General features: G+C 73.3%; 9 protein-coding genes. 7 read left to right on the forward strand and 2 right to left on the reverse strand.

Features of this window, described 5'->3' with window-relative positions; translation table 11 throughout:
• Positions 1 to 149: 149 nt before the first annotated feature.
• Positions 150 to 1,061: an alpha/beta fold hydrolase gene (locus ACIBBF_RS21950; RefSeq protein ID WP_397417581.1), complete on the reverse strand. Its 912-nt coding sequence runs from the start codon at positions 1,059 to 1,061 to the stop codon at positions 150 to 152.
• 128 nt (positions 1,062 to 1,189) lie between these two features.
• Here ACIBBF_RS21950 and ACIBBF_RS21955 point away from each other — a divergent pair, with 128 nt between their 5' ends.
• Together ACIBBF_RS21955 and ACIBBF_RS21960 are read left to right on the forward strand one after the other, a co-directional pair.
• A complete protein-coding gene (locus tag ACIBBF_RS21955) occupies positions 1,190 to 1,846 on the forward strand; it encodes a heme oxygenase (biliverdin-producing) (protein WP_397417583.1) in 657 nt (218 codons plus the stop codon).
• Positions 1,847 to 1,938: 92 nt separating this feature from the next.
• Positions 1,939 to 3,675, forward strand: coding sequence for an L-aspartate oxidase (locus ACIBBF_RS21960; RefSeq protein ID WP_397417585.1), 1,737 nt, complete (start codon positions 1,939 to 1,941; stop codon positions 3,673 to 3,675).
• A gap of 10 nt (positions 3,676 to 3,685) precedes the next feature.
• On the opposite strand, the gene ACIBBF_RS21965 is transcribed toward ACIBBF_RS21960, so the two are convergent.
• A complete protein-coding gene (locus ACIBBF_RS21965; RefSeq protein ID WP_397417587.1) occupies positions 3,686 to 4,711 on the reverse strand; it encodes a LacI family DNA-binding transcriptional regulator in 1,026 nt (341 codons plus the stop codon).
• A gap of 184 nt (positions 4,712 to 4,895) precedes the next feature.
• On the opposite strand from ACIBBF_RS21965, the gene ACIBBF_RS21970 reads away from it, so the two are divergent.
• The 5 genes from ACIBBF_RS21970 (at position 4,896) to ACIBBF_RS21990 (ending at position 11,258) form a co-directional block, all read left to right on the forward strand.
• Positions 4,896 to 6,152: an extracellular solute-binding protein gene (locus tag ACIBBF_RS21970; RefSeq protein ID WP_397417589.1), complete on the forward strand. Its 1,257-nt coding sequence runs from the start codon at positions 4,896 to 4,898 to the stop codon at positions 6,150 to 6,152.
• Positions 6,153 to 6,158: 6 nt separating this feature from the next.
• Complete coding sequence (locus ACIBBF_RS21975; protein ID WP_397417591.1) at positions 6,159 to 7,271, forward strand: carbohydrate ABC transporter permease; 1,113 nt, start codon at positions 6,159 to 6,161, stop codon at positions 7,269 to 7,271.
• Positions 7,268 to 8,140, forward strand: a complete 873-nt coding sequence (locus tag ACIBBF_RS21980; RefSeq protein WP_397417593.1) for a carbohydrate ABC transporter permease — start codon at positions 7,268 to 7,270, stop codon at positions 8,138 to 8,140. The genes ACIBBF_RS21975 and ACIBBF_RS21980 overlap by 4 nt, the downstream gene beginning before the upstream one ends.
• Positions 8,137 to 10,155, forward strand: a complete 2,019-nt coding sequence (locus ACIBBF_RS21985; RefSeq protein WP_397417595.1) for a glycogen debranching N-terminal domain-containing protein — start codon at positions 8,137 to 8,139, stop codon at positions 10,153 to 10,155. Before ACIBBF_RS21980 ends, ACIBBF_RS21985 begins: the two co-directional genes overlap by 4 nt.
• Positions 10,156 to 10,238: 83 nt before the next feature.
• Positions 10,239 to 11,258, forward strand: a complete 1,020-nt coding sequence (locus tag ACIBBF_RS21990; protein WP_397417597.1) for a LacI family DNA-binding transcriptional regulator — start codon at positions 10,239 to 10,241, stop codon at positions 11,256 to 11,258.
• Positions 11,259 to 11,298 lie beyond the last annotated feature (40 nt).

Genomic DNA, 11,298 nt, shown 5'->3' on the forward strand with positions numbered 1-11,298 from the left:
CCTTTGCCGGGAAGCCCCGGCCTCTCGTCGGTACGCCGCACGCGCGGGCGGGCGCCTGCCCGGCGGACCGGGCCGAGGTTCGTCACGCCTCACGCTCACCACCGCACACGTTATGCCCGACGGCGGTCGTGGCGCCACCACGAATCCGTTCACGCCCGCCCGGTGACCACCTCCGTGAGCCAGGTCCGTACGGCACGCCCCACCGCGGCGTCGTCCTCCAGGGGCACCAGGTGGCCGCGCCCGGGGAAGGTGACCACCTCCGGGTCGCCGGGCAGCGCCGCGCGGAGCCGGGCGGCCTGCTCGACCGGGATCCACGGGTCGGCGTCGGCCCAGCCGATGCGCACCGGGCTGCGCACCGCGCCGAGCCGGCGCACGATCGGCGCGGTGTGCTCGGGCGAGAGCCGGGCGATCTGCCGGTAGAAGGCGGTCTGGCCCACGGCGTCGAGCCAGGGTTCGGCGAGCGCGGCCACCACGTCGTCCGGCAGGCCGTGGTTGGCGGCCCCGGCGATGTACTCCCGCACCAGGGCGGCGTGCAGCGGCCCGGGCACGGCCGCGAAGACGGGCTCGTGCTCGGCCACGAGGCGGAAGAACGGCGACCCCCAGGGGTCCAGCGTCACGATGTCGAGCAGGAACAGGCTCGCGACCTCCACGCCCTCCAGGAGGTGGGCGCCGAGCGCCACCGCTCCCCCGATGTCGTGCGCCACCACGTGCGGCCGGTCCAGCGACCAGTGCCCGAGCAGCGCAGCCAGACGGCGGCGCTGGGTCACGAGGTCGACCGCGACGTCGGCCCCCTTGGGCGAGGCGCCGTACCCGGGCATGTCCCAGAGGAAGACCCGGTGGTCGCGGCCCAGGGCCCGGGCCACGGGCGCCCACACCCGCGCCGACCAGGGGGTGCCGTGGCAGAGCACGACGTCACCAGCCGGGCGCCGGCCCTCCGGCTCCAGCACGTAGGTGGCGACGCGGACACCGCCGTCGGGCTCCGCGTCGCTACCGGGCAGCTCGACCAGGACGGGCGGGGGCAGGCCGGCACCATGTGCCGGATCGAACGAAGTACCGGGCATGCCCCGACGCTAGCGCGAGCCACCGACACCCCTCACGAAGAGAGCTTAGGCTGTCCTAACTTCTGCTGGTAGGCTCGCAACGTGATGACATCTTGTCAGCACACCAGCGTCGCGCCGGAGGAGAACCCGTGAGCCTGCCCGTCGAGGAATTCGCCCCCGTCCCCCTGTCCGCCCTGCTGCGCGAGGGCACACGCGTCGCGCACGGCGAGGCCAACTCCGAGCAGTTCATCGAAGAACTCATGTCCGGCGCGCTGACGCGAGCCGCGTACGCCGACCTCTCGGCCCAGCTCCTCGTGGTGTACGAGGCCCTGGAGGAGGCGAGCGCCGCCCTCGGTACCGACCATCGCGGCGCCGGCCTCGTGTTCCAGGAGCTCACCCGCGTGCCCGCGATCGAGCGGGACCTGGCCTTCCTGTACGGCCCGTCGTGGCGCGAGGAGATCCGCGTCCTGCCGGCCACCCGCGCCTACGCGGACCACGTCCGCGAGGTCGGCGGCAGCCTGCCGCACTACGCCGCGCACTCCTACACGCGCTACCTGGGCGACCTGTCGGGCGGCCAGATCGTCAAGCGGATGATGAAGCAGCACTACGGCCTGGACGAGGAGGGCCTGGCGTTCTACACCTTTCCCGACATCCCGAAGGTGAAGGTGTTCAAGGACGCCTACCGTCACCAGCTCGACCTGCTCGACCTCGACGAGGACGAGGTGGCGGCCACCCTCGCGGAGACGCACCTGGCGTTCCGCCTGAACCGGGCGGTCTTCACGGAGCTCGCCGAGGTCCACTGCTGACCCTGTGACCTGCGCGTCCGACATCTCACATCGTCTGACTTGTCACAGCGCAGGGGGGTCGCAACCGGGCCGGCTGCGGTGTCAACTCGGGTATGGACACCATCGAACGGCGCATCTCCACCACCGCACTCGTCATCGGCACCGGGGGCTCCGGCCTCCGGGCCGCGATCGAGCTCGCCGAGCAGGGGGTGGACGTCCTCGCGCTGGGCAAGCGCCCCCGCATGGACGCCCACACCTCGCTCGCCGCGGGCGGCATCAACGCGGCTCTCGGCACGATGGACGCGGAGGACAGCTGGCAGCAGCACGCCGCCGACACCATCAAGGAGAGCTACTTCCTGGCCAACCCGCACACGGCCGAGATCGTCGCACGGGGCGCCGCCCAGGGCATCGCCGACCTGGAGCGGTACGGCATGGCCTTCGCCCGGGAGGAGGACGGCCGCATCTCGCAGCGGTTCTTCGGCGCGCACACCTACCGCCGCACCGCGTTCGCCGGCGACTACACGGGCCTGGAGATCCAGCGGTCCCTGGTCAACCGGGCCACGCAGCTCGACATCCCGATCCTGGACTCCGTGTACGTCACCCGGATCCTGACGCACGACGGCGCCGTCTTCGGCGCCTACGGCTTCGACCTCACCGACGGCACGCCGTACCTGATCCACGCCGACGCCGTGATCCTCGCCGCGGGCGGGCACAACCGCATCTGGCGGCGCACGTCCTCCCGCCGCGACGAGAACACCGGCGACTCGTTCCGCCTGGCGATCGAGGCGGGCGCCCGGCTGCGCGACCCGGAGCTGGTGCAGTTCCACCCGTCGGGCATCCTGGAGCCCGAGAACGCGGCGGGCACGCTCGTCTCCGAGGCGGCTCGCGGTGAGGGCGGCATCCTGCGCAACGCGCTGGGCGAGCGGTTCATGGCGACGTACGACCCCGAGCGGATGGAGCTGTCCACCCGCGACCGCGTCGCACTCGCGGCCTACACGGAGATCAAGGAGGGTCGCGGCACCGCCAACGGTGGCGTCTGGCTCGACGTCTCCCACCTGCCGCGGGAGACGATCATGACGCGCCTGCCGCGCGTCTACCAGACGATGCTCGAGCTGCAGATGCTCGACATCACCACCGACCCCATCGAGATCGCGCCCACCGCGCACTACTCGATGGGCGGCGTCTGGGTGCGGCCCGAGGACCACAGCACCGAGGTGGACGGCCTGTATGCGATCGGCGAGGCCTCCAGCGGCCTGCACGGCGCCAACCGCCTGGGCGGCAACTCCCTGATCGAGCTGCTGGTCTTCGGCCGCCTGGTCGGCCGCGCCGCCGCGGCCTACTCCGCCGGCCTGGAGGCCCAGCGCCGCTCGCACGACGCCGAGGCCCGCGCCCGCGCCGAGGTCGCCGACCTGCTGGCCGCCGACGGCACCGAGAACGTGCGGGCCCTGCAGCGCGCCGTGCGCAACACGATGACCGAGCACGCCGGCGTCGTCCGGGACGAGGCGGGGCTGCTCGCGGGCCTCAAGGAGCTGGCCGAGATCGAGGAGCGCGCCACGCACGTCGGCGTGCACCCGGACATCGCGGGCTACCAGGACCTTGCCCACGCGTTCGACCTCAAGGCGTCGCTCATCGCGGCGCGGGCCACGCTGGAGGCCGCGCTCGAGCGGCGCGAGACCCGCGGCTGCCACAACCGCAGCGACTACCCGGACCTGGACCCGAACCTGCAGGTCAACCTGGTCTGGTCGCCGGACACGGGCATCGTCCGCGAGGAGATCCCCGCCGTCCCGGAGGAGATCGCCACCCTGATCGCGGCCCAGGAGGTCTCGACGGCAGGCAAGCTGGTCGAGTAAACCAGGGACCTCAGCGCGGCGGCAGCGGGTCGCGGATGATCAGCCGCGGCTCCACCAGCACGTACGTCGGCTCCTGGGCGGCGTCGTGGACCAGCACGACGCTGCCCGTGGGCCCCATCAGGAGGTCCAGCACCCCGGCCGCGACCTGCTCCGGGAGCTGTTCCACGCTGCTGATGCCTAGCGCCTCGGCGGCCGGTGTGTTGTCGAACCCGACCACGGGCAGCTCGGGCCGGCCCAGCGCCGTCGCCGCGAGGTGCGCGCCGATGGCGAGGGAGTCGCTCACGCAGACGATCGCGTCCACGGCCGGTCGGGCCGTGAGGGCGGCGCCGGTCAGGTCCCGCGCCAGGCTCACGCTCTCCTCGGTGTGCCAGCGGGGGCCGACGGCGCCGGCGGCGGTCATCGCCTCGTGCCAGCCGCGGGCGCGGTCGTCGCCCGTCCCCGATCCTTCCGGCCAGCCGAGGAACGCGATCGTGGACCGGCCGCGGTCGAGCAGGTGCCGGGTGGCCGCGCGGGTGCCGGCAGCGCCGTCGACGTCGGCCCAGGAGTGCGGCGGCACGCCGCCGTCGGACCGCCAGGGGCGGCCGAACGAGACGAACGGGACGCCGCGCTCCTGCAGCCAGGTGGTGCGGGTGTCCTCGTGGGACGTGCCGGTGAGCACGACGGCGTCGATCTCGCCGCCGTCGACGAGGTCGCCGATGCGGTCGATCTCCTCGCCCGGTGTGCGTGCCGCGTACAGCAGCACCCGCATGCCGCGCTCGCTGGCGTGCTCGGTCAGGGCGTGGACGAAACGGTCGAGCACCACCCCGGAGATGCCGCCCGCGTACGGGTCGAGCCGCACGCCGAGGGTGGAGCTGCGCCGGGTGCGCAGCCGGCGGGCGGCGGCGTGCGGGCGGTAGCCGAGCTCGGCGATGGCGCGCTGCACGCGTTCCCGCGTGGGCGCCCGGACGATCTCCGGGGAGTTGAGCACGTTGGAGACGGTCTGCCGGGACACGCCGGCGGCGCGGGCGACGTCCTGCACGGTGGGGACCTTCGCCATGGTGATCCCTCCTGCCCGCCGTCGTGAACCAGCCTGCGCCGCCCGCAGCCGGGGCGTCCGGAACGTCATCCTAGGGCGGCACCCGGCCTTGACATCCCGCCCGGGCGCTCCCTAATCTCGGGCTCAGCATAATTTGATCGTTCAAATTTGCCACGTCACGGGACTCGTCAAGGGAGAAGAGACAATGACACGGCCCATCTCGCGCAAGGCCGCGGGCGCCGGCGCGCTCCTCGCGGCCGGTGTGCTCACGCTCACCGCCTGCGGCGGCTCCGGCTTCGAGGAGCCCGCCCAGGGCGACCCGACCACGAGCGCGCTGACCAGCTCCGACGACGCGCTCTCGGTCCTGATCGGGTCGTCCGGCGACGCCGAGACCGACGCGGTCACCGAGGCCGTCGCGGCCTGGTCCGCCGACTCCGGCGTCGAGGCCGAGGTCCAGGTCGCCTCCGACCTGCCGCAGCAGCTCTCGCAGGGCTTCGCGGCCGGTTCCCCGCCGGACCTGTTCTACCTGGCGCCCGAGGCCATCGCGGGCTACGCCGAGAACGGCTCGCTGCAGCCCTACGGCGACCTGCTGGCGAACAAGGACGACTTCTACCCGTCGCTCGTGGAGAACTTCACCGTCGACGACACGTTCTACTGCGCGCCCAAGGACTTCTCGACCCTGGCGCTCGTCATCAACACCCAGCTCTGGGCGGACGCCGGCCTGACCGACGCCGACATCCCCACCACGTGGGACGAGCTGGCCGCCGTGGCCGAGCAGCTCACCACCGACGACCAGGTGGGCCTCTCGTTCGGCGCCGAGTACCAGCGCGTGGGCACCTTCATGGCCCAGGCCGGCGGCGGCCTCGTGGTCGACGGCGAGCCCGTGGCCGGCAGCGCGGGCAGCGTCGAGGGCCTGGACTACGTCAAGAGCCACCTCGAGGACGGCACGTTCGCGTACGCGGCAGACCTCGGCGCCGGCTGGGGCGGCGAGGCCCTCGGCAAGGGGCTGGCCGCCATGGTCATCGAGGGCAACTGGGTCACCGGGGCACTGACGAACGACTTCCCCGACATCGAGTACCAGGTCGCCGAGCTGCCCGCCGGACCCGCCGGCCAGGGCACGCTGCAGTTCACCAACTGCTGGGGCATGGCCGCCGACAGCCCCAACCAGGAGGCCGCCCTCAGCCTGGTGGAGCACCTGACGAGCACCGAGCAGCAGCTCGCGTTCTCGGAGGCGTTCGGCCCGATGCCGTCCATCGACTCGGCCGCGGCCGACTGGAGCGCCGCCAACCCGGACCTCACCGCCTTCCTCGACGGCGCCGCGTACGCACAGTTCCCGCCGAACTGGGCCGGAGCGACCGACGTCATCACCGACCTCAACGCGCAGCTCGAGTCGCTGGAGTCCGGTGACCCGCAGACGATCCTGGAGACGGCGCAGTCGAACCTCGAAGCGATCGCCGAGTAGGCACGCATGTCCCTTCTCGCGTCGCCGCGTGACGCCGCACCCCTCCGTGCCGGGTCCCCTCGCGGGATCCGGCACGGCGAGGCCGTGGCCGGCTGGCTCTTCACCCTGCCCGTGCTCGTGATCCTGGGCGTGTTCCTGCTCGTCCCGGTCCTGATGGCGCTCTGGGTCAGCTTCTCGGACTGGTCCGGGCGCGGCAGCCCCCTGTCGTCCGGCGTCGGCTTCGTGGGGCTGGACAACTACGCGGCGGTCACCACGGGCGGCGGCCTGGCCGAGCGCGACTTCGGCGTCGCGCTGCGCAACAACGCCTGGTACGTGCTGCTGGTGGTCCCGCTGCAGACCGCGCTCGCCCTGTTCCTCGCGGTGCTCGTCAACCGCGCGGCGCTGCGAGGGCGCGGCGTGTTCCGGACGGCCTTCTACTTCCCGTCCGTCACCAGCTCGGTGGCGATCACGGTGCTGTGGCTGTTCCTGTTCTCCACGTCGGGCGTGGTGAACACGGTCCTCGCCCGGGTCGGCATCGCCGGGCCCAACTGGTTCAACGAGCCGAGCGGCGTGCTGCACAACCTGCTGGCCGCGTTCGGCGTCCGGTCCGGGCCCGACGCCCTGACGCAGCACGGCTTTCTCGGCCTCACGTGGTGGGACTGGCTGGCCGGGCCCTCGGTCGCGATGTCCGCGTTCGTGCTCATGGCGATCTTCACCACCAGCGGCACGTTCATGCTGCTGTTCGTCGCGGGCCTGCAGAACATCGCCCCCGAGGTCGAAGAGGCCGCGATGGTCGACGGCGCGAACGGCTGGCAGCGGTTCTGGCGCATCACGCTCCCCCAGCTGCGGCCCACGCTGTTCACGGTGCTGACCCTGGGCCTGATCGGCTGCTGGCAGGTGTTCGACCAGATCTACACCGGCACCCAGGGCGGCCCCGGCAAGACGACGCTCACGCCCGCCTACCTCAGCTACCAGTCGGCGTTCCTGTCGCAGGAGTGGGGCCAGGGCGCGGCGATCGCGTTCATCCTGTTCGTCATCATCGTGCTGCTGACCATCCTGCAGAGGTGGGTCCTGCGCGAACGCCCCGACGTCCCCCGCCGGGCCCGGCGCCGCGCCGCATCCCCGGGGGCCGCCCGATGAGCGCCCCGGCCCGCCCTCCGCTGCGCACCCGCCGGCGGTCGCGCACGGGCCTGACGTGGCAGGTCGGCCTCTACGCGCTGCTGGTCCTGCTGGCGCTGGTCTACGTGTACCCGTTCCTGGTCCAGCTCGCGACGTCCGTCAAGACCGAGGCGGACGCCGCCGCGGACCCGGTCTCGCTCGTCCCCGACCCGCTGACCTGGTCGGCCTACGGGCGCCTGTTCCTGCGGTCGGACTTCCCGGTCTGGTTCGCCAACTCCGCCGTCGTCACGGTGCTCGTCACCGCGGGCCGCGTGTTCTTCGACTCCCTGGCGGGCTACGCGCTGGCCCGGCTGCGCTTCCGTGGCCGCGGCGTGGTCTACGCGGCGCTCGTGGCCGTCATGGCGGTGCCCACGGTGGTGCTGCTGATCCCCAAGTTCCTCGTGATCAACCAGCTCGGCATCTACGACTCGTACGCGGGCATGGTGCTGCCGCTGCTCGTGGACGCGGCGGGCGTGTTCATCATGAAGAACTTCTTCGAGTCGATCCCGGCCTCGGTCGAGGAGCAGGCCCGCATCGACGGCGCCGGCACCTTCCGGATCTTCTGGTCCGTGGTGCTGCCCATGGCCCGGCCCGCGCTCGTCACCATCGTCATCCTGTCGTTCCAGGGCTCCTGGAACGAGCTGAGCCACTTCATCGTCTCCGCCCAGTCCCCCGAGCTGACCACGCTCACCAAGGGCGTCGCCTCCCTGGCCAGCGGCCAGCTCAGCCAGGGCAGCCAGTACCCGATCAAGCTCGCCGCCGCGGCGATCATGACCATCCCCGTGGCGGTCGTGTTCTTCGTGTTCCAGCGGCGCATCATGAACACCAGCGAAGGAGCCGTCAAGGAATGACGACGTCCAGCATGACGCCGAGCCTCACGCCGCCCACCACCCGGCCCCTCCAGCCGCTGCTCGACGACGCCGTCATCGCGCTGCGCGCCCCGACCCAGGTCTGGTCCGGCCGCGACGGCGACCTGGGCGCGGCGCCGGTCGACGGCATCTACCACGGCGACGTCCGGCACGTGCGCGGCCTCGTGCTGGAGTGCGCGGAGTCGGCCGTCGAGTACGTCTCCGTCGCGCCCGAGAGCGCCTCGCGGGTGGTGTTCGGCGGGCTGCTGCGCGGTGCGGACGACGCCCAGCCCGACCCCAAGGTGCGCCTCGTGCGCGACCGGCGCGTCACGGACGGGTCGCTCACGGAGACCTGGACGGTCGCCTCCCACCTGACCGAGCCGGCGAGCGTCACGCTCCGCCTGCGCCTGCGCCCGGACTTCACGACGCTGCACGAGGTCAAGGCCGGGCTGGCCGGCCCGGCCGGTGCCACGGACGAGCCCGGGCACGACCTCGCCGTCACCACCGCACCGGGCACGGCGACGGCGGCCTCGGGCACCCGATCGCTCACCCTCACCGCCGACGGCGCGACCGTGACCACCGCCGCGGACGGCGAGATCGTGGCCTCCTGGGCGCTCGACGTCCCGGCCCGCGGCAGCGCCGAGGCCGCCTGGACCCTCGACCTGCACGACGACACCCTGGTCGTCCGGGGCGCCGGAGGCACCTGGCCCGGCCGCCCGGCCGGCACCACCGACGGCAATCGGCCCACCCTCCCCACCGACGCCGACCCCCGCCTGGGCCGCTGGCTCGACACCGCCCTCGACGACCTCGACGCCCTGCGGCTGACCCTGCCGGACCAGCCCGGCGACGAGTTCTTCGCCGCCGGGGCGCCCTGGTTCTTCACGCTCTTCGGCCGGGACGCGATCTGGGCCGCCCGGCTCGCGCTCCCCGTCGACGTCCGCATCGCGGCCTCCACCCTGCGCGTGCTCGCCCGGCTGCAGGGCACCACGCACGACGTCGGCACCGCCCAGGAGCCCGGCAAGATCCTGCACGAGCTGCGCGCCGCACCGCTGGAGATCCCGGGCGAGGGCATCGTCCTGCCACCGCTGTACTACGGCAGCGTCGACTCCACCCCCCTCTGGGTCTGCCTGCTCGCCGACGCCTGGCGCGCGGGCATGCCCGACGACGAGGTCACCGCCCTGCTGCCCGCGCTCCGCGGCGCCCTGACCTGGCTGGTCGAGCACGGCGACAGCGACGGCGACGGGTTCCTCGACTACATCGACCGCACCGGCCGCGGCCTGGCCAACCAGGGCTGGAAGGACTCCGGCGACTCCATCCAGTGGCGCGACGGCAGCCTCGCCGAAGGACCGATCGCGCTCTGCGAGGTCCAGGGCTACGCCTACGAGGCGGCGCTCGCGGGCGCCGAGATCCTGGAGACCCTCGGGGCGACGGCGGGCGGCGCGACGGCCGACGACCCGCTGCACCCGGACCGGCTGCGGGCCTGGGCCGCGGACCTGCGCACCCGGTTCGCGCAGGCGTACTGGGTCGAGACCCCGGAGGGCCGGTACCCGGCCGTCGCGCTCGACCGGCACAAGCGGCCGGTCGACACGCTGACGAGCAACATCGGGCACCTGCTCGGCACCGGCATCCTGGACGCGGCCGAGGAGGAGCACGTCGCGGGCCTGCTGCTCGGCCCCACGATGTCGTCCGGGTTCGGCATCCGCACCATGTCGACGGACGCCGCGGGGTACTGGCCGCTGTCGTACCACGGGGGCAGCGTCTGGACGCACGACACCGCCATCGCCGTGCACGGCATGCACCGGGCAGGGCTCGCCGGCCACGCCCGGCGCGCGGTCGACGGCCTGCTGGCGGCGGCCGAGGGCTTCGCCTACCGGGTCCCGGAGCTGCACGCGGGCGATCCCGCTACCCGGGCCGGCGTCCCCACGCCCTACCCGGCGGCCTGCCGCCCGCAGGCGTGGTCGGCCGCGGCGGCGGTCACCTGTCTCGCGGTGGCGGGCGCGCACGCCGTCACCGCCTGACCCGGACTGCCCGGAGGTCCGCCGCGGACGTCGCGCGGCGGACCTCTCCGTGTGCCCCGGCACGCCAAAGGTAATCTTTCGTCATGAACCGGGTGACCCTCCAGGACGTGGCTCGTCATGCCGGGGTCTCCATGAAGACCGTGTCCAACGTGGTACGCGGCTACCAGCACGTCAGCCCGCAGATGCGCGAGCGCGTGCAGGCCGCGATCGACGAGCTCGGCTACCGCCCCAACCGCACCGGCCGCAGCCTCGCGACAGGACGGTCGAGCATGCTCGGGCTCGCGTTCCCCGACCTGCGGCGGCCATACTTCGCGGAGCTCGCGCACGTCTTCGCCCGGGTCGCCGAGGCACGCGGCTACCGTCTGCTGCTCGCGGAGACGGGCGCGACGGCGGACGGCGAGCGGTCCGTGCTGCGCGACCCCGAGGACGGGATCATGGACGGGATGGTGCTCCAGCCGCAGGTCCTGGCCGCTCGCGACCTGGACGACCAGCGGCACGGCCTGCCCATCGTCTTCCTCGGCGAGGACCCCCAGCCCGACGGCGCGGACCAGGTGGCGATCGACAACGTCGCCGCGGCCCGCGATGCCGTCCGGCACCTGGTGCGCGCGGGACGACGCCGCATCGGCTTCCTCGGCCACGAGACCGACCACATCTCGTGGACCTCCCGGCTGCGGATGGAGGGCTACCGCGCAGCGCTCACCGAGGCGGGCCTGCCCGTCGACCCGGACCTGCTGGTCACCCGGCGGCAGGACGGCGACGCCCGCGACGCCGAGGAGGCCCTCGGTGCCGCGCTGGACGCCGGGCTGCAGCTGGACAGCCTGCTGTGCCGCGACGACCTCGCCGCGATCGGCGCCCTGCGCGCCCTGCGCCGGCACGGCCTGGACGTCCCGGGCGACGTCGCGGTGATCGGCTGGGACGCCATCGAGCTGGGTGCGAGCACCGCGCCGAGCCTGACGTCGGTCGCGCCGGACACCCGGGCGCTCGCCGAGCAGGCCCTCGACCTGCTGCTGGAACGCCTGGAGGGCTACGCGGGCCCGGGCCGCCACGTCACGGTGGGCCACCGGATCGAGTTCCGCGAGAGCGCCCCGGAGCTCATGCCCTGAGCAACCCCGGTGGCCCCGCCGGCGAGATCGGCCCTCCCCT

The organism is Promicromonospora sp. NPDC050880 (genome assembly GCF_044456525.1).
GTDB lineage: Bacteria > Actinomycetota > Actinomycetes > Actinomycetales > Cellulomonadaceae > Promicromonospora.